The 21,582-nt window shown below is 63.2% G+C and carries 20 protein-coding genes; 8 read left to right on the top strand and 12 right to left on the bottom strand.

The features are described 5' to 3' along the window. The first annotated feature begins 223 nt into the window (after positions 1 to 223). Genes BAUR9175_RS07010 through nhaC form a run of 7 tightly spaced genes read left to right on the top strand, consistent with a single transcriptional unit; the run spans position 224 to position 8,020 of the window. Positions 224 to 1,795 (top strand): ABC transporter substrate-binding protein, encoded by a 1,572-nt coding sequence (locus tag BAUR9175_RS07010; protein WP_009885267.1) that lies wholly within the window; start codon positions 224 to 226, stop codon positions 1,793 to 1,795. A 2-nt stretch (positions 1,796 to 1,797) separates the two neighbouring features. After that, entirely contained in the window at positions 1,798 to 2,868 is a 1,071-nt protein-coding gene (locus BAUR9175_RS07015) for an ABC transporter permease (RefSeq protein ID WP_009885268.1), read from the top strand. After that, on the top strand, positions 2,865 to 3,806 hold the full coding sequence (locus BAUR9175_RS07020) for an ABC transporter permease (protein ID WP_009885269.1): 942 nt from the start codon (positions 2,865 to 2,867) through the stop codon (positions 3,804 to 3,806). The genes BAUR9175_RS07015 and BAUR9175_RS07020 overlap by 4 nt, the downstream gene beginning before the upstream one ends. Further along, entirely contained in the window at positions 3,803 to 4,597 is a 795-nt protein-coding gene (locus BAUR9175_RS07025) for an ABC transporter ATP-binding protein (protein WP_009885270.1), read from the top strand. The genes BAUR9175_RS07020 and BAUR9175_RS07025 overlap by 4 nt, the downstream gene beginning before the upstream one ends. Then, positions 4,594 to 5,403 carry an ABC transporter ATP-binding protein gene (locus BAUR9175_RS07030; RefSeq protein WP_009885271.1) on the top strand — a complete coding sequence of 270 codons (810 nt, stop codon included), beginning with the start codon at positions 4,594 to 4,596 and terminating at the stop codon, positions 5,401 to 5,403. Before BAUR9175_RS07025 ends, BAUR9175_RS07030 begins: the two co-directional genes overlap by 4 nt. A 35-nt stretch (positions 5,404 to 5,438) precedes the next feature. Next, positions 5,439 to 6,581, top strand: a complete 1,143-nt coding sequence (iadA, locus tag BAUR9175_RS07035) for a beta-aspartyl-peptidase (RefSeq protein ID WP_009885272.1) — start codon at positions 5,439 to 5,441, stop codon at positions 6,579 to 6,581. Next, positions 6,578 to 8,020 (top strand): Na+/H+ antiporter NhaC, encoded by a 1,443-nt coding sequence (gene nhaC, locus BAUR9175_RS07040; RefSeq protein WP_101583342.1) that lies wholly within the window; start codon positions 6,578 to 6,580, stop codon positions 8,018 to 8,020. The genes iadA and nhaC overlap by 4 nt, the downstream gene beginning before the upstream one ends. A gap of 52 nt (positions 8,021 to 8,072) precedes the next feature. Here nhaC and BAUR9175_RS07045 read toward each other — a convergent pair whose 3' ends face one another. Continuing rightward, complete coding sequence (locus BAUR9175_RS07045; RefSeq protein WP_069599834.1) at positions 8,073 to 8,996, bottom strand: helix-turn-helix domain-containing protein; 924 nt, start codon at positions 8,994 to 8,996, stop codon at positions 8,073 to 8,075. 18 nt (positions 8,997 to 9,014) lie between these two features. On the opposite strand from BAUR9175_RS07045, the gene BAUR9175_RS07050 reads away from it, so the two are divergent. Then, positions 9,015 to 9,425, top strand: a complete 411-nt coding sequence (locus BAUR9175_RS07050; RefSeq protein WP_101556698.1) for a VOC family protein — start codon at positions 9,015 to 9,017, stop codon at positions 9,423 to 9,425. Between the two features lie 56 nt (positions 9,426 to 9,481). On the opposite strand, the gene BAUR9175_RS07055 is transcribed toward BAUR9175_RS07050, so the two are convergent. From BAUR9175_RS07055 to BAUR9175_RS07105, 11 genes are all read right to left on the bottom strand, one after another. After that, positions 9,482 to 10,156, bottom strand: a complete 675-nt coding sequence (locus BAUR9175_RS07055) for a hypothetical protein (protein WP_101583344.1) — start codon at positions 10,154 to 10,156, stop codon at positions 9,482 to 9,484. Further along, positions 10,149 to 11,687 carry a sodium/proline symporter gene (locus BAUR9175_RS07060; RefSeq protein ID WP_096147119.1) on the bottom strand — a complete coding sequence of 513 codons (1,539 nt, stop codon included), beginning with the start codon at positions 11,685 to 11,687 and terminating at the stop codon, positions 10,149 to 10,151. The genes BAUR9175_RS07055 and BAUR9175_RS07060 overlap by 8 nt, the downstream gene beginning before the upstream one ends. After that, positions 11,684 to 11,887 (bottom strand): hypothetical protein, encoded by a 204-nt coding sequence (locus tag BAUR9175_RS07065; protein ID WP_009885278.1) that lies wholly within the window; start codon positions 11,885 to 11,887, stop codon positions 11,684 to 11,686. The genes BAUR9175_RS07060 and BAUR9175_RS07065 overlap by 4 nt, the downstream gene beginning before the upstream one ends. A 357-nt stretch (positions 11,888 to 12,244) precedes the next feature. Further along, the gene (locus BAUR9175_RS07070; RefSeq protein ID WP_257944290.1) at positions 12,245 to 13,687 is read right to left on the bottom strand and encodes a molybdopterin-dependent oxidoreductase; all 1,443 of its coding nucleotides are present in this window, start codon (positions 13,685 to 13,687) and stop codon (positions 12,245 to 12,247) included. A gap of 127 nt (positions 13,688 to 13,814) precedes the next feature. Next, a complete protein-coding gene (locus BAUR9175_RS07075) occupies positions 13,815 to 14,162 on the bottom strand; it encodes a hypothetical protein (protein ID WP_009885280.1) in 348 nt (115 codons plus the stop codon). Between the two features lie 71 nt (positions 14,163 to 14,233). Beyond that, the gene (locus BAUR9175_RS07080; protein ID WP_069599831.1) at positions 14,234 to 14,629 is read right to left on the bottom strand and encodes an aldehyde dehydrogenase family protein; all 396 of its coding nucleotides are present in this window, start codon (positions 14,627 to 14,629) and stop codon (positions 14,234 to 14,236) included. Continuing rightward, positions 14,622 to 15,524 carry a dihydrodipicolinate synthase family protein gene (locus tag BAUR9175_RS07085; RefSeq protein WP_069599830.1) on the bottom strand — a complete coding sequence of 301 codons (903 nt, stop codon included), beginning with the start codon at positions 15,522 to 15,524 and terminating at the stop codon, positions 14,622 to 14,624. Before BAUR9175_RS07085 ends, BAUR9175_RS07080 begins: the two co-directional genes overlap by 8 nt. A gap of 262 nt (positions 15,525 to 15,786) precedes the next feature. Further along, positions 15,787 to 16,581, bottom strand: coding sequence for a Bax inhibitor-1/YccA family protein (locus BAUR9175_RS07090; RefSeq protein WP_069599829.1), 795 nt, complete (start codon positions 16,579 to 16,581; stop codon positions 15,787 to 15,789). Between the two features lie 235 nt (positions 16,582 to 16,816). After that, positions 16,817 to 18,400 (bottom strand): AbgT family transporter, encoded by a 1,584-nt coding sequence (locus BAUR9175_RS07095; RefSeq protein ID WP_101583345.1) that lies wholly within the window; start codon positions 18,398 to 18,400, stop codon positions 16,817 to 16,819. Positions 18,401 to 18,688: 288 nt separating this feature from the next. Next, positions 18,689 to 19,774 carry an inositol-3-phosphate synthase gene (locus BAUR9175_RS07100; RefSeq protein WP_029417319.1) on the bottom strand — a complete coding sequence of 362 codons (1,086 nt, stop codon included), beginning with the start codon at positions 19,772 to 19,774 and terminating at the stop codon, positions 18,689 to 18,691. A gap of 204 nt (positions 19,775 to 19,978) precedes the next feature. Then, the gene (locus BAUR9175_RS07105; RefSeq protein ID WP_009883977.1) at positions 19,979 to 21,571 is read right to left on the bottom strand and encodes a peptide chain release factor 3; all 1,593 of its coding nucleotides are present in this window, start codon (positions 21,569 to 21,571) and stop codon (positions 19,979 to 19,981) included. Positions 21,572 to 21,582: the final 11 nt, after the last annotated feature.

A 21,582-nucleotide genomic window follows, 5' to 3' on the forward strand; every position in this document is an offset into this window, starting at 1 on the left:
ATACCTCAAGGCGCTCCGCAGGGTTCCCCAACGGGAATTGCCAGTTGCCTCAATAGTGGCTGCGGCGGACTCGGGGTCGCTCCCACCAGAGGCAAGGCTCCCACCTGGTGAGACATTGGCAGAATGCCACACCGGAAAACACTCAGCGTTGTGGCATGGCTGATTGAACGGACGCTGATTGGGACTTAGTGTGATCTGCAACACCTACTGTAAGGACGATCACATGAAGATCCGCCTCCCCCGCCGAGCGCTCGCGATCGGTTCTGCCCTTGCTCTCACATTCGGTCTGGCCGCATGCAGCGGAGGAGACTCGGAAGGCGGAGCGGCGGGTGACGCAATCGTCGCTGAGACCGCCTTCAACCTCAAGACGATCGATCCCCACCGCCAGTTCGAGTTCACCGGCTCGACGATCGACAATGCGATCTATCAGACGGCCCTCGAATTCGAAGACGGCGACCTGACCAAACCCACCGACGGCCTGTGCTCGTACGAGATGTCGGACAACGACAAGAAGATGACCCTGACGCTCAAGCAGAAGGACGCGAAATTCTCCAACGGAGATCCCGTCACAGTCGACGACATCGTCTTCTCCTTCAAACGCCTGCAGGGCATCGAAGGCAACCCGTCCTTCTTCCTCGACGGCGTCACGGTGAAGAAGGTCGACGATGAGACCATCGAACTGATCAGCAAAAACCCCAACCCTGCGCTCCCCTACATTCTGCCCAACTCCTCGATCGGCATCGTGAACTCCAAGGTCGTCAAGGACAACGAGGGCACCACCGATGAAAACGACGGCGCCGAGCAGTTCCTCAACCAGAACTCACAGGGATCGGGCCCGTACAAGGTCGAGACCTACGACGCCGACAGCAAGGTCGTGCTCACGGCCAACGAGCACTACAACGGCGCGGCGCCGAAATTCTCCAAGGTCGTCCTGCGCAATGTCTCCGCCGAAACTCAGGTGACCGACATCCAATCGGGCCAGGCAGACGTGTCCTTCGATCTCAGCTCGGACCAGGTGGAGACCCTCGACAAGAACGCGGTCCAGATCTCGTCCCTGCCGTCGACGCGCAGCATCTACATCTTCAACAACACCGATGAGGAGATCGGCGGTCCCACGGCCGATCCCAACTTCAGGAAGGCCGTCGCCTCGGCGCTGGACTACGACAAGATCCTCGACCTGGCCGGTGAGAACGGCCAGCGCATGGCCAGCCCGGTTCCGAATGAGTTCAACGGCGCCGTGCCCAAGGACCAAGCACCGGACCGTGACCTGGACAAGACGAAGAAGCTGTTGGACAAGGCCGGCTACGACGGTGAGGCCGTGCCCTTCCACTACGCCAGCGATCAGGCGGTCAACGGCATGGACATCGCACAGTTGGCGCAGACGATTCAGGCCCAGCTCAAAGAGGCAGGCATCAAGCTCTCACTGAAACCGGCACCGAGCGCCACACAGCTCGACGGCTTCCGCGCTGCAGAGCAGCCCATGGGAATCGGCACCTGGGGCGCCGACTACCCGGACCCATCGAACTACAACGTCTTCGTTCCCGGAGGCAGCGTCGCCGAGCGTGTCAATTGGGCCGAGGGAGACAGTACCGAGATCGACGAACTGGCCGCGGCCGCCACCAAGGCCGAAGGCGATGACCGCAGTCCCGCCTACGCGAAGCTGTTCCAGGCGACCACGGAGACCGGCATCTGGGTGCCCCTGGTCCAGCCGGTGAGCACGGTGGTCGTGAGCAATCGCATCGAATCGTATGTCTCCAATGCCGACGTCACATTCGACTTCGCGAAAGCTGAGTGAGGATGTCGGTTTCGGCCACCGATCAGCAGAAGAACCTCAGGCCACCGAAGATCCACCCGCTCCTGCGCTTCATCCTGGTGCGGATCGGAATCAGCATCCTCCTGATCTGGGGCGTGACCGTCGTGACGTTCCTGATGACGAACCTGGTTCCGACAGACCCGGTCGCCGCCATCCTGGGAGATCGTGCCGCCGCGGACCCTGAAATCGTCGCCCAGACACGTGAGCGACTCGGATTGGATCAGCCGCTGATCGTCCAATACTTCACCTATCTGGGCAATCTGCTCCAGGGTGACCTGGGTGTGTCCAACCAGACGCGGGTTCCGGTACTGGAGTCGATCGGTCAGGTTTTCCCCGCATCGATCGAACTCGGCATCGGAGCGATCCTCCTGTCCGTCATCATCGGCCTGCTGCTGGGACTGCTCAGTGCGCTCAAGCAGAACACGATCGTCGACCACGCCATCCGGACACTGAGCCTGATCGGCATCTCGGCACCGACGTTCTGGATCGCAGCGGTCGGCTACTTCGTCTTCTTCTTCAAACTCAGGGTCGTCGGCGGGGCCGGTCGGCTCGACCCCTGGATGACGCCGCCTCCCAGGGTGACGGGCCTGTACACGGTCGATTCCCTCCTGGCAGGTCAGATGGCCACCTTCACCAATGCGCTCGGACATCTGATCCTCCCCTCCTGTGTCCTGGCGCTGTTCACGATCGGACTGCTGACGCGGTTCAGCCGCTCGAGCGTGCTCGACATCATCAAACTCGACTACGTCACGGCGGCCAGGGCGAAGGGGCTGGCCCCACGGACGGTCGTCTTCAAGTACATCTTCCGCGGCGCTCTGGTTCCGATCATCACGGTCGTGGGTCTGGCCTTCGGGTCGCTGTTGTCCGGGGCGGTGCTCACGGAGACCGTCTTCGCCTGGAACGGCCTCGGGCAGTATGCCTACCGCGGCGCGACGACTCTCGACCTGCCCGTCATCATGGGTGTCGGTCTGGTCATCGGAATCGTGTACATCATCGTCAATTTCGTCGTCGACCTGATCTACGGCTTCGTGGATCCGAGAGTGAGGGTGCGATGAGCATCAGTTCGCCCAAACAGCCACCGACGAATCCCGATTCCACCGGCGCCGAGGCTCTCGATCGCAATCCCGTCGACGCCGGTATCAAACGGTGGAGACTGAGATTCCCGAAGGCACTGCGCTCGCCACTCGGCTTCGTCGGGGCCGCCATCCTGCTCATCTGGCTGCTCGTGGCCCTCTTCGCCCCGCTGCTGGCGCCCTTCGACCCGCTGGCCCAGAACTTCGGCCGCCTGGTTGCCCCCGATGGCCAGAACATACTCGGCACCGACACCCTCGGACGCGATGTCTTCTCCCGCATAGTCGTGGCCGCGCGCACGACTCTCCCGGCAGCCGTCTTCGTCGTCCTCTGCTCCGCGGTGATGGGGTCCGTGCTCGGTGCCATCGCCGGCTACTTCGGACGGTTCGTCGATGAGATCATCATGCGCATCGCCGATCTCGTCTTCGCCTTCCCCACGATCATCCTCGCCATGGTGATCGCAGCGGCGTTGGGCCCCGGGCTGAAGAATGCGATCATCGCCATCCTCCTCGTGTCGTGGCCCTCCTATGCACGCGTCACCAGGTCACTGGTGATGACGGCCCGGAGCAGCGAATACGTCATCGCCGGTCGCCTGCTCGGCTTCAGCGCCGGCAAGTCGCTGCTGCGTGAGATCGCCCCCAACGTCGTCTCGCCCATCGTCGTCCTGGCCACCTTGGACGTGGGCACCGCGATCCTGACGATGGCCGGACTGTCGTTCCTGTCCCTGGGCGTGGTTCCTCCGACTCCCGATTGGGGCGCCATGATCAGTGAAGGCGTCTCCCAGTTCTCCGCATGGTGGATCGCGTTCTTCCCCGGCCTGTGCATCCTCACAATCGTCGTGGCATTCAATTTCATCGGAGACAGTCTGCGAGACACCCTCGATCCGCACACCGCGCAGGAAGTGGGAGAGACAACGAAATGAGCGTCATCAGCATTCGCGATCTCAACCTGACAGTGACGACAGGGTCTGCGGAGAAGCACATTCTTCGCGATGTCTCCTTCGATCTCGAAGCCGGGAAGATCACCGGTGTCGCCGGAGCGTCGGGTTCCGGCAAGACCCAGACCGGATTGGCCATCATGGGTCTGTCACCGGATCGGTCGACATTGTCGGGCAGCATCGACTTCGCTGGCACCGAACTCGTCGGGCTGCCGTCGAAGAAGCACAATCGACTGCGCGGTCGGCAGCTGGCGATGGTGTTCCAGGACCCGTCCTCGGCCTTCCACCCCATGCTCTCGATCGGCGACCAGATCACCGACCACCTCCGACACCACAGGAAGGTCTCGAAGAAGGAGGCCCTTCGTCAGGCGATCAGGATCCTCGGGCAGACGAAGGTGCCCCACCCGGAGGAAGCGGTCTCGAAGTACCCTCACCAGTTCTCGGGTGGGCAGCTGCAGCGCATCGCCTTCGCCTCGGCGATCATCTGCGAACCGAAGGTCCTCATCGCTGACGAACCGACGACGGCCCTCGACGTCACTGTGCAGGCAGGGATCCTGCGCCTGCTGCGTGAGCTCTGCGATGATCTCAACCTCGCCGTCCTGCTGGTCACTCACGACTTCGGGGTTCTGTCCTCGGTGGCCGACACCATCGTCGTGATGGAGAGCGGGCTGGTGGTCGAGACCGGTGATCGGGAGCCGCTGATCACAGCACCCCAGCACGAATACACCCGATCGCTCATCGAATCACTGCCCGGAGCGGAGGTCTCACCCCGATGACCACAACGAAGGACGACACCCGAACGCCCGCGCAGCCGCTGCTCGAACTCGACAACGTCGCCTGCGAGTACAAGCTCGACGGAGGCGGACGTTTCCGTGCCGTCAGCGACGTATCACTGCAGCTGGGCCGGTCCGAGGTGCTCGGGCTCGTCGGCGAATCAGGCTGCGGAAAGTCGACGCTGGCCAAACTCATCTGCGGCCTCGAGAAACCTGCCGCTGGACGCATCACCTTCGATTCGCACCCGGTGAAGCCACTCGGTCTGGGCCGCCGCCCCAATCACCTGCTGGGGATCCAGATGGTGTTCCAGAACCCCTACGCATCCCTGAACCCACGCAGGCGCATCAGAGACCAACTCACCGATGCTCTCGCCCTCGACTCCGACCAGACGTGGACGGTGGACTCCCTCCTCGAAGCGGTCGACCTGCCCCTCGACGCCGCCCAGAGGTTCTCCCATTCGTTCTCCGGCGGCCAACGACAGCGCATCGCCATCGCCCGCGCGCTCGCCGCCGGGCCCAAGGTGCTCGTGGGAGACGAGCCGATCGCCTCCCTCGATGCGTTCCTCCAGGCCAGAATCGCCAAGATGATGAGGGACCTGGCCATCGAATCGGGTGCGTCGATGATCTTCATCAGTCACGATCTCTCCATCGTTCATGAGATCGCTGATCGGGTGGCAGTCATGGAAGCCGGTGGGGTCGTCGAAGTCGGCTCGACCGAACAGATCTGGAACGATCCCCAACATCCGTACACAAAGAAGCTGCTGAGCGCCATCCCTCGAGTCGATGGCAAGGGGATCATTCCGGGGTAATTGCTGCAAGGAGCGTCGCAAGGAGGAGACAGACCATGGTGACATTGCTGCGCGGGGCCGATATCTGCGCTCCGGAACGGCTCGGGAAGCAGGACATCCTCATCGAGGGGCGGCAGATCACCTTCATCGGTGACATACCCGCCGAGGCGATCCACGGACTTCCCCACGCCGCCGTCATCGATGCCGAGGGGCTGACGGCGACTCCAGGGTTCATCGACCCCCATGTCCACATCGCCGGTGGCGGAGGCGAAGGCGGCTACGCCAATCGCACCCCCGAGATCCTGGTCAGCGATATCGTGCGCTCCGGTGTGACCACTGTCATCGGCTGCCTGGGAACCGACGGAGTGACCCGCAGTCATGCCGATCTCCTCGCCAAGGCGAGAGGGCTCGAGGCGGAGGGCATCACCACCTACATCTACACGGGCAGTTATCAGGTCCCGGCACGCACCCTGACCGGCGCTGTCGTCGACGATGTCGTCCTCATCGACAAGGTCATCGGCGTCGGAGAGGTCGCGATCTCCGACAGGCGTTCATTCCAACCCACCGTCGAGTCCCTGGCCGAGCTCGTCAGCCAGGCGCATGTCGGCGGGCTGCTGTCCGGCAAGGCCGGCATCACCCACTTCCACGTCGGACCGTACTCGACTCGCCTCGTCCCGCTGCATCGGCTCCTCGACGAGTACCCGATCGCACCGCAGGCCATCTACGCCACCCACATCACCAGGAGCTCCGAGCTCCTGGCCGACGCGGTGGACCTGGCCGCCAAGGGCGCCACGGTCGACATGACCGCCGGGTCCACGACCACGAAATCGCTGCAACGCTACATCGACCTCGGCGGGGATCTCAGTCATCTCACTCTCTCCTCCGATGCCAACGGCAGCCTGCCGGAGTTCGACGTAGAAGGTCGGCTCGTCGGCATGGAAGTGGCCACGCAGACGACTCTTTACGAACAGGTGTGGGCGTGTGCCGATCTGCCTGGTCTCGACCTGTCACAGGCCATCTCGCTCGTCACGTCCAATACGGCAGACGCTCTCGGCCTCGGGCACAAGGGACGCCTCCGCCCCGGTGCCGATGCCGACATCCTCCTCACCGATGATCAGCACACCATTCGGCTCGCCTTTGCCCAGGGACGCGAAATCGTCCGCAACGGCGAACCACAGATCCGAGGCACTTTCGAATGAGCGACATTCACGACGGAAGCACTCTCACTGACGACGTCGAGCAGAGGCGCCCGCCGTTGGGCTGGTCACTCGTCCCACTGGCCGCGATGCTCGTCCTGCTGGCGGTGGGCTACGGCGCCCTCGGTCTCGCACCCGAACCGCTGCTGATCCTCTCGGCGATCATCGCCGGCCTGGTGGCCCTGCGGATGGGGCTGACCTGGGAGGAGATGCTGCTGGGCATCAGAGAGAAGCTCGACACGGCGATGCCGGCTCTGCTCGTGCTCATCTCGATCGGCATCCTCATCGGCACATGGATGATCGCCGGCACCATTCCGATGATGATCTACTACGGACTCGGGCTCATCAGCGCACAGTTCATCGTCCTCATCGCCTTCGTCATCTCCGCGATCGTCTCGGTCATCACCGGAACGTCGTGGGGCTCGGCCGGAACCGTGGGAGTCGCCCTCATGGGAATCGCCACCGGACTCGACGCACCGCTGGCTGCCACGGCCGGCGCCATCGTCGCCGGCGCCTATTTCGAGGACAAACTCTCGCCGCTGTCGGATACGACGAACCTGGCACCGATCGCGGCCGGCACCACCCTGTGGGAGCACATTCGGCACATGCTCTACACCACGATCCCGGCCACGATCGTGGCGCTGGCAATCTACCTGTTCGTCGGAGTCAACCAGTCCTCGGGTGGGACCGATTCGGAGCGGATCGATGCTGTCACGGGGACGCTGAACGGCCTCTTCGACTTCAACGTGCTTCTGCTGCTGCCGATGCTCATCATCTTGGGCGGAGCGATCCTCAAGCTCCCGACCCTGCCGACGATCATCGGCTCGTCCCTGGCAGCGGGGATCCTCGCTGCGATCTTCCAGAAAGTCAGTGTCGAATCGATCTTCGCCTCGACCGTCGACGGGTTCACCCCTGACATGCTCGAGGTCGGTCAGGAAACCATCGACGGTCTCGATCCCGACGTCACGGAACTGGTCACGCAGGGCGGGATGGCGTCGATGACCGGTGTCATCCTCATTGCGTTCAGTGCCTTCGCATTCGCCGGCATCATGTCCAAGTCCGGTGCTCTCGAGACCATCATCCGATCGCTGCTGAAGTTCGTGAAGCGCACGGGAGATCTCGTCCTCTCCACGGTGCTCTCATGCATCACGATGGCGGTCGTGACCGGCAACTCCTATCTGTCGATCATCGTCCCGGGCGAACTGTTCAAGAAGGCCTACGCCGATCGTGGCCTGGATGCCAAGAACCTCTCACGCACGCTGGAGGACTCCGGCACCGTCGTCGTTCCGCTAGTCCCCTGGTCCTCGGCAGGCGTCTACATGGCCGGAGTTCTGGGCGTCTCCGTCCTCGACTACGCCCCATGGGCAGTGTTCTGCTACGTCGGCTTCGCCTTCGCGATCATCCTCGGCTACACCGGAATCGGCATCGTCAAGCGCCGCTGACCTGGGATGGTCCCGACTGCGCCTGGCACGGCTCTTTCCGCACCACCCTGATTCACTGCTGTGACTGTCCGCTCCTCTCTTTAGCGCTGAGATATTCGCTCGGCGTGTATCCGGTGACCCGATGGAAGTCCGCGGTGAAGTGAGACTGGTCGAACCACCCGAGTTCCGCGGCCAGATCGCCGAATGCTCCATCCCACCCCCGGTCGAGTGCGGCGATGGCGTCCCTGATCCGGGCGCGGACCAGGATCTGCTTGACCCCGACACCACAGTGCTCCTGAAACAGCCGCTGCAGCGACCGTTCGCTGGTGTCGGTGCGAACCGCCAACTCGCCGAGGCTGATGATCGTCGGATCATCGAGCAGACCGAGGATCTGGCGAAACCTGGCATAGCCCTTCGTCATCTGCGGGCGGAATGACAACAGCCAACCCTCGATGACCCCGACAGCTGCAGCCAGGCCATCTGCGACGCCGAGGCCTTCGCCGACTGTTTGCTCATCCATGACAGCCAGGGCCTCATCGATGCCCGGGAACCAGCTCCGCGCAGGCACCGTCGTATCCCGAATCGTCGCGGGCGCTTCGTTCGCGAAGGCCACAGTCCCGCCGAGGTGGAAGTTGACTCCGACGACACCACCGCGACCGAAGAGCCCGACATCGAACCGCTGCCCAGTCACCGGACCAGTCAGCCAGATACCTGGACCGCTCGTATTTGCCCGATGGATGTCACCGTATTCGACGGTGAGATTGATCGTCGGCTCCGAAACCGTCGCCGTCTGATAACGCTCTCCGTCCGACAGATCCCAATTCACCGCCCAATACCGTTTCACCCACGGGCGCAACTCAGCGGCCACCTCGGTGACGGCCGAATAATGAGCGTGCTCGATCATCTGAGCGGGTTTGAGCACCCGCCCGTAGAAGTGGTCGGGAGGCGAGGCTTGCTTGCTGTGTGGCGGGTTTTTCCTATCGACGACGTCGTCCATGGGACCAGAATGGCAGACATGACTGACACAGAGATGAAAACCACCGATTCCACCACTGCGAGCACCCCTGTCGCGAAGCTCGCGATGGTCACCCTCGACGCCCCCGACGCTGCGGCACTCGGCGACTTCTATTCGGCCGTGCTGGGTTGGCCTGTGGCGTATTCCGATGAAAAATACGCAATGCTCACCGGCCCCAGCAATGCCCTGGGCATCGGGACGATCCCGGACCACAAGCGCCCGGACTGGCCCGACGACGGGCACAAGCAGTTCCACTTCGACCTCGCTGCCGATGACATCGAGGCCGCGGCCGCCAGCTGCATCGAACTCGGAGCCACCCGCGCCGATCCGCAGCCCGGAGACACCTGGGTCGTCCTCCTCGATCCCGCCGGCCACCCGTTCTGCCTCACCGACGCGAAGAACTGGGGCTGACGCATCCGTACCGCCACGGTCACTGTTCCATCGAGGCGTCCCCGCGGGGACGCCTGTCAGTCCTGTTCGAGCTTCTCCACCCTCACGATGTAATGGGAGGAATCGAGTCCGTCGACAAGGATCGTCGCCGCGAACTTCTCATTGGCTCCGGTCACTATCCAATTCGGCTTGAGGATCCCCCGAGGTGGCGCCGCCTCATCGAGGGTGATTCCCATGCCCAGCTTCACCGTCTTGAGCACCTTGGTCGGCACCAGTGAACGGGCCGTTCGCGAGACCTCGAAGAGACTCGGTCTCGGACCAGCCTGGTCCGATGCTTCGAGTGCAGCGTCCCACACGGCAGCGTCGACAGGCGTGCCGATTGGTTCGAAGTCGGCGATGAAGCCCTTGCCCGAATACGCGTTGACGAGGACGTTCATCCGCTGCCCGACCCCAGGCCCCGAACCCGCACCGGCACCCGCAGCACCACTGCTCAACGACTTCTTCCGGGAGCGGCCGAAGATACCTCGAGTGCGGGCGCTGAGCACCGTCCTCCAGAAAGGATGAATGACTTGTCGGACCTCGGCCTGAGCGCCGGGGAGCTTGCGCGCGAACACGGCGAGCGCCTCGGCGTCGGTGATGTGCGGAGTCAGACGCAGTGCAGGCTCAGTGACGCCTGCCGGCTGAGCAGCCCCGGTAGTCTGATCGGACGGTTCCTCTCTCCGATCAGCACCGGGTCCCGGCTGTTCACGCATCCTTGGGCACCTGTGCTGCCAGCGCATCGTTCTGCCCGGTGAGCATGTGAGCCGGGATAGCACCGATCTTGTCGGTCTCCTTCAACGCCGCGACAACATGTGCCGGCACCGGGTGGGACTTCTGCGTGGCCAGGGACACGAGGATGAGTGCCAGGGTCGAGCAGACGATGCCGATGCCCATCGGGTCGACGCCGGTGACGTCGACGAGTCCGGTCAGCTGCCAGACGACCGAGGACACGGTGCCCAAGACCATTGAGGAGATGGCCCCGGGAACGTTGGCCTTCTTCCACCAGGCTGCGGCGACGTAGACGGGGACGAATGCGGCACCGAGCACGGTAGTGGAGAAGATGACCACCTCGGCGACGGCCGGTGGATCGTTGACGGCCACGATGTAGCCGATGATGGCGAGGATGAGGACGGTGAAGCGTGAGACCCACACCGACTGGCTGTCGGACATGTCCTTCTTGATGAAGCGCTGGAACAGGTCCTGGCTGGCGATCGTGCCCGACTGCAGCAGCAGCGCGTCCGCGGTGGACATGATGGCCGCCATGATGCCTGCCATGACGATGCCCACGGCGAAGTTTGGCAGCACGGTGTCCGCGACCTGGAAGACCGCGAGCTCCGGGTTGTCGAGGTTGGGCAGGAGGATGAGCGCCATGATGCCCACGATGTAGGGCGCGGGAATGAAGAGCAGGTTGAAGCCGGTGGCGTACATGCTCGCTGTGCGCGCGACCGAGGGCCGTTTCATGGCCATGTGACTGACGTTGACGTGCGGCCAGCCCATGTAGCCGATGGAGAAGACGAGGACTGCACCGATGATGACGCCCCACTGTACGGAGCCGAAGCCGTCGGGTCCCCACATGGTCAGCAGGTTCGGGTTGATCTCGCCGACGGCATTGTTTCCGGCCGTCCATCCGCCCACCGCCTGCATCGTGCCGATGAGGATCCAGACCATGCCGATGAGCATGATGATCGCTTGGACGAAGTCGGTGTAGGCCACGGCCAGGTAGCCGCCGAGGAACGTGTAGAAGACGATGACTCCGACGGCGATGAGCAGCGCCCACGCGTACGGGATGCCGGTGACCATCTCCAGGCCGCGACCGCCGGCGATGAACTGGCTCATGACGTAGAAGAAGATGCAGAACACGGCGACCGGAGCGGCAATCGCGCGGATCCACGGCGATGGGTACCGGTGCTCGAGGTATTCGATCGAGGTCAGCGACCCCAGGATCTGGGAGAGCTTGCGCATTCGCCTGCCCAGGATCGACAGGTTGAGTACGCCGCCGCCGATGTCACCCATCGCGTACCAGAGTGAGAAGTAGCCCTTGGTGTAGGCCAGGGAGCCGGCGCCGAGGAACATGTAGCCCGACATCGATGAGGACTGCAGACGCAGTGCGGTCACTGCCGGACCGAGGCTGCGCCCGCCCAGAAGGTAGCCTTCGCTGTCCTTGTTGCCGATCTTGAGCGTCCACACGCCGATGCCGACCATGGCGATGAAGTAGATGACGAGGAACCAGGTTTCGAGGTTCATGCCATTCCGCCGTTCTCAGGCTCGGAGCGGTGGCCCGGCGCCGAGGTGGTTGGACCGGATCCGCCCGCTGTGAGCTTGTCCTCGGCGACGTCCTCGGCCTTCCAGCCACGGGAGAGGTAGACGAAGACGAGCGTGTAGATCACCCATATTGCGGGGATGCCGAAGATGATGGCGACGGTTGCCGCCGGGAGACCGAACATTGAGACCACCTCGTTGTGTCGCTGAACAGGGTTGGCGGTGTCGGAACCGTGCCGAGCCACAGGCTGCGCGGGGCGACCTGGGCTTCCACGGCGCTCACCACCATGTTGAGGTGAGAATACAACGTTTTGTCAGATAGTTCTCAAGCTTCTCGGCCCAGCGGTCCGACAGCCTCGGCTTTTGACTGTCCGCAGGTGTGACTCGGCTGCTCAGGCGACGGTGAAGTCCCTGTCGTGGAGACCGGTGGCGCTGCCGGGGATCGCGGGCCTGCGTTCGGAGATCTGGACGTTGCCGTCAGCATCGACCGCTCGCACCGTCACGGTGTGGCTGCCCGACTCAAGGTCATCGAAGGCACACCGCTACTGCCGCCAGGTGTCAGAGTTCAGCTCTTCGCTCAGTTCGGCGGTGTGCCAGTCTCCGCTGTCGATGCGCACTCGCACCTCGGCGATGCCGACGTGTTGGGCCCAGGCCATGCCTGCGGTGACGATCTGGCCGTCTTTGTTCGGGTTGACCTGGGCACCGGCGCGGGGAACGTCGACCCTTGAGGCCACGAGGACGGGGCCGTGGGTGGACCAGCCGCGCGTCGTCCAGTAGGCCTCTTTGTCGGCGAAGCGGGTGACTTCGAGTTCGGTGACCCATTTGGTCGCGGAGACGAAGCCGTAGAGTCCGGGCACGACGAGTCGGGCGGGGAAGCCGTGGTCGCGGGGCAGCGGTTCGCCGTTCATGCCCACGGCCAGCAGCGACGCTCGATCATCGGTGAGCGTTTCAAGTGGTGTGGAGGCGGTGAAGCCGTCATCGGAGGTCGAGAGCACCATGTCTGCCCCGTCCTGAGGTTTGGCACGTTTGAGCAGTTCGCGCACCGGGTACCCGAGCCACGTGGCGTTGCCGACGAGGTCACCGCCGACCTCGTTCGAGACACAGGTCAGGCTGACTCGGTGCTCTTCCAGTGGCAGTTCGAGCAGTTCGTCCATGGTGATCGTGACTTCCTCGTCGACCATTCCGTGGATGCGCAGTGACCAGGACGCAGCGTCAACGGACGGCGGGATGAGCGCGGTGTCGATGCGGTAGAAGTCGTCGTTGGGGGTGATGATCGGGGCGAGTCCCTCGATGTCCAGATCTGCTCCTGCCGGGATCTTAGGCGCCGAGGTGGCCGGCCGTGGCAGCACCAGTTTCGTCACCGCTCCTGCCGCATTTCGGGCGAGGATCGCGGCGGACTGTCCGGCCGCGATGGCGGCGATTCCGACCACGCTCAGTCCCGCAGCCAGACCGAAGAAGGCACGCCGGTCGGTGCCGGGGTGTAAGTCTGTGCCGGAATGGGCGTCCGCGTCGAGCTTCACGTCGTTGTCGACTGGGCCACCGGAGAGCTGCTCGGCCCGACCGGCGAAGCGGATGAGCCCCACATAGACGGCACATCCCAGCCCCACCCCTAAGAGTGCCGGAACCGCGTCGAGGAACGATCCTCCTGTGCTCAACAGCAATACGACCGGCAGGATGCCGAGGCCGATGAGGAGCACGAATGACAGCGCCCGCCGGTGCAGGCCGATCCGGCCGATCACGCCGCCGAGGATCGCTCCGACGATGACGAGGGTGATGACGAGGGCGAGCTTGTCGTTCGTCCCGAAGATGCTGATGGCAGTCTTGATCATCGCGGTGGGTACGAGTGGGATGATCGTCTGTCCCAGGATCAGCAGCGGCGCCGAGGTGGCGGAGAAGGCACCGGAGATGAACTCGCCGGCGCCGAAGTACACGAGGGTCGCGACGATGCCTGCGAGGGTGAAGAGCAGTGGACGGCGATCGGTCATCAAGGGTGCACACCTTCTCGGGACAGCGGCTGGTGCTGTTGATTATCCTCGTCTGCGGCTTCCGGAGGGGGCGGAAAACCTTACAGATCGATGACGTCGCCTCGCGGGGCCGCGGTGGAGAAGGGAACTAGGCGAGTTCGCGACGGAGTCGAATCGCTGTTTCGAGCAGCGCTTCCAGTCGTTCCTGCCGAGATTCTTCCGGGAGTGCCTTGGTCGATGCCATTCCGTCTTCGATGAGGACGACGACCTGGTCAGCTAAGCTCTGATCCCCCAGGTCGGGGACGCTACGACCATCAGAGCCGATCGCCGAGAACTGCGCGAGCGCCTCGGTGATGGTGCCTCTCCTGGACATGGTGCCAGCGTCGGTGGCGGGAGAATTCGGACCCGCCTCGGCGAGCTGGCGAGGGTTGAGGCCGATGATGCGGATGCGCAGACGCCGAACCTCGGTCTCAAGATCCGCCTCTGCTGTGCTCATGAGCCCATGATAGTCCGGGTGCACGCGCGTTCCCGAGGTCGGGCCCGTCCCCGCGGTTGGCTTGTAACTTTTCACTCCCCGGGGACGGCGAAGAAGCGCAGATTCGCCACGACGTCCGGGACATCCTCGCTGACGCTGCCGGCGAACACCTTTCCCGCCTCGACGGCATCGAGATGGGCGATGACCTCCGCATCTGCCTCAACAGCCTCGGCGAGGCTGCGCAGAACGCCTGCCCGGTATGCAGCATCGCGGGCCCACGGACCGGAAGCAAACGCCTGGCGGGCATGCCCGACCGCAGCGTCGAGCTGAGCTGTCGAGGCCTCCGCTAGTGACCCCAGCGCGGTTCCTGTCATCGGGGAGATGAGATCGATGTGCGGCCCTTCACCGGGAAGGCTGCGACCATTCATATGCACGCCGAGGTTGCCCTCGAGGATGCAGGTGACGGCGAGTTCGCCCTTCTCAGACATCTGCGGTCTCCTCCTCCATGGCGGTGATCGCTGCCAGCAGCGCGTCGACGGTGTCGGGTGCTGCGGTGGGCAGCGGAGCACGGACGGGGCCCTGCTGGGCCCCGCGCCGGCTCAGCGTCTGTTTGATGAGGGAGATGAAGGCGGGACTGTCTTCGATCTGTCCCAGCGGACCGGCCAGTTGATTCCACAGTGCCACGGCCTCGTCCCACCTGCCCTGGTTCGAAAAATCCCACAGCTGTTGGCACTGTCGCGGCAGGAGCCAGGCGGAGGCCGCGACCCAGCCGCTGGCACCTTGGGTGAATCCTTCGAGCGCGATGCCGTCGGCGCCGACGAACACCTCGACGTCGGTGCCCAGTTCATCGCGCAGCTCACGGATTCTTGTGGCTGCTCCGGAGGTCTCCTTCACGCTCCAGAAGCTGCCGGTGTCGAGCAGTGTCCCGAGGTGCTGGGGCAGAAGGTCGGTCCCCGTCGAGTGCGGGTTGTTGTAGACCATGACCGGCAGCTCGGATGTGGACATGACCGTGTGCAGTGCGGCGACGGCCGTATCGGGTTCGAGCCCACCGTAGAAGGGCGGGGTGATCATCGCCGCGTCGGCGCCCAGCTGCTGTGCCTGTGCGATCTGTGCGCTCACCTCCGTCGGGGTGTAGGCCATGCAGCCGACGACGACGTGGGCGCGGCCGGCTGCAGTGTCGACCACCGTGCGGATCTGGGCATCGCGTTCCTGCCGGCTCAGTGCCAGGGCCTCCCCCGTGGCGCCGAGGCACAGGATTCCAGTGACTCCGGCAGCGAGCACGGATTCGACGCCAGCGGCGGTCTGCTCGGCGCTCTGCGCCCCGCTCGAATCGAAGGGGGTGGTGGGAACGGCGAAGACGCCGCGCATGTTCGGTCCGCTCATGATGGGATCATCCTTCTCTCGGCGCTGCTTCTGCGGTGAAGTTCTGCTGGTTCCGACACTGCGAACCTATGAAGACAGACGGTGGCCTTCAATGCCCGGAGCTACAGACCGTGGTGCACAAACGCACCAACAACCTCGGCGCTTCAGCTCCGACGCACCGTTTCAGATACGACGAAGGGCGGACTCCCTGTCTGGGAATCCGCCCTTCGCTTCGCTGCTGTCGCCGCCGTTCGGTGGTGTCCGTGAGGCAGGCGATGCGCTCCTAGTTTCTGAAGTAGGAGATGAGGCGCAGGATTTCGATGTAGAGCCACACGAGGGTGACCATGAGGGAGAAGGCGCACATCCAGGAGTACTTCTCCGGGATCCGCTGCTTCACACCCTGTTCGATCATCTGGAAGTCCATGATGAGTGTCATGGCTGCGAGCACGGTGGCGACGATGCCGATGATGACACCCAAGGGGAAGGTCATTCCCATGATGTTGATTTCGACGCTGCGGGCGCCACCGGTGCCGGTGAACATCGCGATGCCGAAGTTGATGAGCGAGAAGATGGCATAACCGCCGACGGCGATGAGCATGAACTTCTTCATCTTCGAGCCGAAGCGCACACCCTGGAACTTGAACAGGGCGAGCATGACGCCGAAGACGCAGAGCGTGGCCAGAACGGCCTGGAGGACGATGCCGGAGAACTGGGCTTCGAAGATCGCGGAGATGCCGCCGAGGAAGACGCCCTCAAAGACCGCATAGCCGATGATCAGGGCCTTGCTCGGTTCCTTCTTGAACGCGTTGACCAGGCCGAGGACCAGGGCGATGAGCATCGCGGGAAGGGCAAGGACTGGAACGAACCAGCCGACGACGGCACCAGCGAGAAGAATGGCGAAGAGCACACCGGTCTTCATCATCACGTCGTCGTAGGTCATCGCGCGTTCGGCGGTCTGCGGACCGGCGTTGCGGTTCTGCGCGGCGGGCTGGTCGAACAGGTTGTTGAGTTCCTGGTCGGACATGACCGGTTCGTTGCGGCCGGCCTGGACTCCCTGGTTGAGGGCCCGGTTCATCATGGGGTTACTCACGGTCGAGATCCTTTCGATCTGAGCAGGTTGCTCGCACAGACGACATGCCGCACGAGAGTTGTTTCATAGTCTCAGTCTAGTCACTTGAGCTGGACAGTCACTGATGGTCCTGCGCTCAAGTCAACGAGCGTTGCACGATCGTAACGCCGGCCGCGGGGTCGATTATTCCCGTTTCCACGGCAGATGTTGTTTTCGTGGCAGGTGTGGTCACTCGACTGAGACCTCAGCCCATGTGGTAGCTCGTGGCCGAACCGGGTCCCCAGGGAATTCCGATGGACCACCAGATGAAGAAGAGCAGTCCCCAGAGGACGAACATTGCGAATGAGAGCGGAATGGTGAAGGACAGCACGGTGCCGATTCCGGCGTCTCGCTTGTACCTCTGGATGAAGCCGAGGACGACGACGAAGTAGGGGCTCATCGGCGAGATGATGTTCGTCGTCGAGTCACCGATGCGGTACAGGGCCTGCGTGGTCTCCGGGGAGATGGACAGGAGCATGAACATCGGCACGAGAACCGGCGCCATGAGTGTCCACAGTCCTGAGCCTGATGTCAGGAACAGTGCGCCGAGGGCGACGAGCAGCCATCCGCCGAGGAGGATGACGAATGTTCCCGTCTCGAGTGAGCCGAAGAACTCGGCTCCCTTGATTGCGAGGATCTCGCCGAGGCTGGACATCTTGAACAGCGCCAGGAACTGGCTGGCTGCGAAGAAGAGGACGATGACCGGGACGAAGGGCAGGAGTCCCTTGCCCATCATGTCGGGAATGTCCGAGGTCTTCTTGATCGATCCGGTGGCGTAGCCGTAGACGATGCCGACGATGAAGAACCCGAAGCCGATGATGGCGGCGATTCCTGCCATGAGCCCCGATTCGGGACCGAATCCACCGGCTTCGTCTCGCAGGAACGATCCCTTCGGCAGTGCGAGGAAGAACAGGATCGCGGCGCAGGCGACGATGGACAGGACTGCGATGACCATGCCGCGCTTCTCGTTGGAGTCCAGCGCCATCTTGACGTCGAAGTTCTCGGGATCGTTCTCGTCGGGTTCGTCGAGTTCGATCTGGTCGGCTCGCTTCGACAGCAGCAGTTCGGTGACGAGGGTGACGGCGGCTGCGACTACGAACATCGAGATGAAGTTGAAGTAGAAGTTCGCGAGCGGGCTGACCACGTAGTCCGGTTCGATGATCTGTGCCGCCGAGGTGGAGAGACCGCCGAGGATCGTATCCATTGAGTTGACCATCGGTGCTGCCGAATACCCACCCGAGGTTGCAGCGTAGGCGACGAGGCAGCCGAGCATCGGATTGCGCCCCACCGCCTTGAACGCGAGTCCGCCGAGGGGAATCATGATCATGTATGAGGCGTCGGAGGCAATCGATGCCGCAGTGCCGGCGAGTGCGACGATGAAGGTGATCCACTTCGGTGAGGCACCGGCGATCGTGCCGCGCAGCATTGCCGGGATCAGTCCGGACTGCTCTGCCACGGCGACACCGATGAGCACGATGAGGACGAGGCCCAGCGGTGGGAACGTGACGAAGTTGTTCGTGGCTCCCGCGACGATCTCGCGTAGGGACTCTGTGCTGAAGAGGTTGGTCACCGTCACCGTCTCTTCGGTGGCCGGGTTGACTGCCTGCAGACCGGTGGCGGAGAAGATCGCCGAGAGCGCCATGACCACTACGGCCAGGGACAGGAACAGCCAGAAGGGGTGCGGCAGCTTGTTTCCGGCCTTCTCGATGACGACCAGCAGACGCATCAGCCAGCTGAGCTCGGCCGGCTTCTTCGGTTTCGTGTCGTTGACAGCGGCATTGCGCGACATCGATGCTCCTCGGTGACTCGTCGAAAAGGGTGTGCAGGTGATCCGGATTAAGCCGCCCACCTCGGCGGTCGATCATGATCATTGTGTGGCAGGGACCACTGTGTGCAAGTTCTCAGTGTTATGGACAACGCCGATTGCGGCGAGGCAATCTCATATCCTGGATCGACTGCAGCATTCGCCGAGGTGGTCGAGGAGCATCCGTACGCCCGGTACTGAGAAACGGGGACAGAAAGAATGCCGACCACACGAACGTGTGATCGGCATTCTCAGTATGCTGCGGTACTTAGCTCAGCGCTCGAGGTTTCCTTGGATGAAGGCTTCGACTGCGTCATGGGCTGCGTCGTCGCCCTTCTGCTCAGGGGGTGACTTCATGAAATACGACGATGCGGAGATGAGGGCACCGCCGACACCGCGGTCGAGGCCGATCTTCGCCGCACGGACGGCATCGATGATGACTCCGGCCGAGTTCGGCGAGTCCCAGACCTCGAGCTTGTACTCAAGAGACACGGGGGCATCGCCGAAGTTGCGGCCCTCGAGGCGGACGAAGGCCCATTTGCGGTCGTCGAGCCACTCAATGTAGTCACTGGGGCCGATGTGGACATTGCGAGGTTCGAGCTCGGCCGAGGTGTTCGAGGTTACGGCCTGAGTCTTCGAGATCTTCTTCGATTCGAGGCGCTTGCGCTCGAGCATGTTCTTGAAGTCCATGTTGCCGCCGACATTGAGCTGGTAGGTGCGGTCGAGGACGACGCCGCGGTCTTCGAACAGTTTGGCCATCACACGGTGGGTGATGGTCGCACCGATCTGGCTCTTGATGTCGTCACCGACGATGGGCACACCGGCGGCGCGGAACTTCTCGTCCCACTCCTTGGTGCCGGCGATGAAGACCGGGAGGGCATTGACGAAGGCGACCTTCGCGTCGATGGCGGCCTGTGCGTAGAACTCCACGGCCTCCTGCGAACCCACGGGCAGGTAGCAGACGAGGACGTCGGCGCGCGCATCACGCAGAGCCTGAGCGACGTCGACGGGTTCGACGTCTGATTCGACGATGGTCTCGCGGTAGTACTCGCCGAGTCCGTCCAGAGTCGGTCCGCGCTGCACCTGGACCCCGGTCGAGGGGACGTCGGCGATTTTGATCGTGTTGTTCTCACTGGCGACGATCGCCTCGGCGATATCGGCACCGACCTTCTTGTCGTCGACATCGAATGCGGCGACGAATTCGATATCACCGACGTGATAGTCCCCGAATTCCACGTGCATGAGTCCCGGTACTTTACTGCCCGGAGCTGCGTCCCGGTAATACTCAACACCTTGGATCAGGGAAGAGGCGCAGTTGCCCAATCCGGCAATCGCGACTCGAATCGATTTCGTTCCCACGTCTGTGATATCTCCTTTGTCATTTCGGGTCTCCCCGAGCGTCAGGTCTCCCCAACTGGGGCCACCTTGAAATGACCCCGACTATTCATCTTAATGTCCTCGTCAAAACGGCGAGGCCTCTCATCGAAACAGCGGACCTCCTCGTCGAATTCCGAGGCATGCGAGCGCTCGTGCTCTTGGCACGGCCGTTCGCGGTGTGTGTACTCAGCTGACGACGAGCGGCTCCAGAACCAGATCCGGATGGTTCTTCTGCACGCCTTGGAGTCGCCATCTGTCCGAGAAGAGGGCGAGTAGCTCACCGTCGGAACGGTGCAGAACCTCCACCGACCGTTCTCTGGCCAAGGTCGGCACACATTCCGGTGTGGTGCGACGGGCCAGGGAGAAGTTGAGGCGCTCAAGTGAGCAGGGTGCGTGGAACTCGTTGTTCATCCGGTCTTCGGCAACCTCGAACTGCATCGGTCCCACGGCGCCGAGGACAGGAGCCTGGTCACCGCGCAGGTCTGAGCGCAGCACCTGAATGACACCCTCGTGATCGAGCTGTTCGATGCCGCGGCGGAACTGCTTGTACTTCGAGGAGTCCTTGGCCCTGATCACCATGAAGTGCTCGGGTGAGAAGGTCGGAATGCCGGGGAATTCGACCTTCTTGTCCAAGTACAGCGAATCGCCCACGCGCAGTGCGCTGGCGTTGACCAAACCGACGACGTCGCCCGGGAAGGCTTCGTCGACGACATCACGGTCACGGCCGAAGACCTGCTGCGCGTACTTCGTGGCGAAGGGTTTCCCGGTCGCGGCGTGGGTGAGCACGGAACCGCGTTCGAAGACGCCCGAGCAGACGCGGATGTAGGCCAGGCGGTCACGGTGGTTGGAGTCCATACCGGCCTGGACCTTGAAGACGAATCCGGAGAACGGGTCGGCCACGTCGCGGGGCTCATCGTCCTTGTCCAGACGTGCCTCTGCAGCAGGTGCCAGGTCGACGAGCATATCGAGGAGTTTGTGAATGCCGAAGTTGAGCACGGCGGAGGCGAACATCACCGGGGTCGATTTGCCGGCGAGGAATGTCTCCTGGTCGTGGTTCTGATCTTCCATGTCGAGGAGATCGGATTCGTCGGCGGCGGTCTGCCAGGCATCGCCTTCGAGCTCGATGGCCTTGTCCGCCGAATAGGTCTCTTCTCCGGCGATGTTGGCACCGGCATCGGTGCGGTCGTACTTCGTGTAGTCGCCGGTGAGTCGGTCGAGGACTCCCCTGAAGTCACCGGACTGTCCGACCGGCCAGGTCAGCGGAGTAGGCAGCAGGCCGGTGCGTTCCTGAACCTCGTCCATGAGCTCCAGAGCGTCGAGACCGGCACGGTCCCATTTGTTGATCACGGTGATGATCGGGATGCCCCGGTGGGCACAGACTTCGAAGAGCTTCATGGTCTGGGCCTCGAGGCCCTTGGCCGCATCGATGAGCATCACTGCGCAGTCGACGGCAGAGAGCACACGGTAGGTGTCCTCGGAGAAGTCAGCGTGTCCCGGGGTGTCGACGAGGTTGAAGACCGCGTCCCGGTACTCGAACTGCAGTGCCGCCGAGGAGATCGAGATTCCGCGGTCCTGCTCCATCTTCATCCAGTCGGAGACGGTGGCGCGGCGACCGGCCTTGCCGTGGGTGGCGCCGGCCTTGCCGATGGCTCGCGCATGCAGGGCGAGCGCCTCGGTGGTCGTCGATTTACCCGCGTCGGGGTGCGAAATGACAGCGAACGTCCGGCGGCGGTCCGCCTGGGTTCGAATGTCCTTGTCAGAATACTGGCCAGAAGTCACCAAAATATCTT

This window comes from Brevibacterium aurantiacum, assembly GCF_900169065.1.
Classification (GTDB): domain Bacteria; phylum Actinomycetota; class Actinomycetes; order Actinomycetales; family Brevibacteriaceae; genus Brevibacterium; species Brevibacterium aurantiacum.

What these genes read in the sequence shown, in the direction of transcription:
- BAUR9175_RS07025 (WP_009885270.1), top strand. Translation starts at nt 3,803, where the DNA reads ATGAGCGTCATCAGCATTCGCGATCTCAACCTGACAGTGACGACAGGG.
- nhaC (WP_101583342.1), top strand. Translation starts at nt 6,578, where the DNA reads ATGAGCGACATTCACGACGGAAGCACTCTCACTGACGACGTCGAGCAG.
- BAUR9175_RS07020 (WP_009885269.1), top strand. Translation starts at nt 2,865, where the DNA reads ATGAGCATCAGTTCGCCCAAACAGCCACCGACGAATCCCGATTCCACC.
- BAUR9175_RS07085 (WP_069599830.1), bottom strand. Translation starts at nt 15,524, where the DNA reads ATGAGCGGACCGAACATGCGCGGCGTCTTCGCCGTTCCCACCACCCCC.
- BAUR9175_RS07010 (WP_009885267.1), top strand. Translation starts at nt 224, where the DNA reads ATGAAGATCCGCCTCCCCCGCCGAGCGCTCGCGATCGGTTCTGCCCTT.
- BAUR9175_RS07065 (WP_009885278.1), bottom strand. Translation starts at nt 11,887, where the DNA reads ATGTTCGGTCTCCCGGCGGCAACCGTCGCCATCATCTTCGGCATCCCC.
- BAUR9175_RS07080 (WP_069599831.1), bottom strand. Translation starts at nt 14,629, where the DNA reads ATGTCTGAGAAGGGCGAACTCGCCGTCACCTGCATCCTCGAGGGCAAC.
- BAUR9175_RS07050 (WP_101556698.1), top strand. Translation starts at nt 9,015, where the DNA reads ATGACTGACACAGAGATGAAAACCACCGATTCCACCACTGCGAGCACC.
- BAUR9175_RS07095 (WP_101583345.1), bottom strand. Translation starts at nt 18,400, where the DNA reads ATGTCGCGCAATGCCGCTGTCAACGACACGAAACCGAAGAAGCCGGCC.
- BAUR9175_RS07060 (WP_096147119.1), bottom strand. Translation starts at nt 11,687, where the DNA reads ATGAACCTCGAAACCTGGTTCCTCGTCATCTACTTCATCGCCATGGTC.
- BAUR9175_RS07030 (WP_009885271.1), top strand. Translation starts at nt 4,594, where the DNA reads ATGACCACAACGAAGGACGACACCCGAACGCCCGCGCAGCCGCTGCTC.
- BAUR9175_RS07045 (WP_069599834.1), bottom strand. Translation starts at nt 8,996, where the DNA reads ATGGACGACGTCGTCGATAGGAAAAACCCGCCACACAGCAAGCAAGCC.
- BAUR9175_RS07075 (WP_009885280.1), bottom strand. Translation starts at nt 14,162, where the DNA reads ATGAGCACAGCAGAGGCGGATCTTGAGACCGAGGTTCGGCGTCTGCGC.
- BAUR9175_RS07070 (WP_257944290.1), bottom strand. Translation starts at nt 13,687, where the DNA reads ATGACCGATCGCCGTCCACTGCTCTTCACCCTCGCAGGCATCGTCGCG.
- BAUR9175_RS07055 (WP_101583344.1), bottom strand. Translation starts at nt 10,156, where the DNA reads ATGCGTGAACAGCCGGGACCCGGTGCTGATCGGAGAGAGGAACCGTCC.
- iadA (WP_009885272.1), top strand. Translation starts at nt 5,439, where the DNA reads ATGGTGACATTGCTGCGCGGGGCCGATATCTGCGCTCCGGAACGGCTC.
- BAUR9175_RS07015 (WP_009885268.1), top strand. Translation starts at nt 1,798, where the DNA reads ATGTCGGTTTCGGCCACCGATCAGCAGAAGAACCTCAGGCCACCGAAG.
- BAUR9175_RS07090 (WP_069599829.1), bottom strand. Translation starts at nt 16,581, where the DNA reads ATGATGAACCGGGCCCTCAACCAGGGAGTCCAGGCCGGCCGCAACGAA.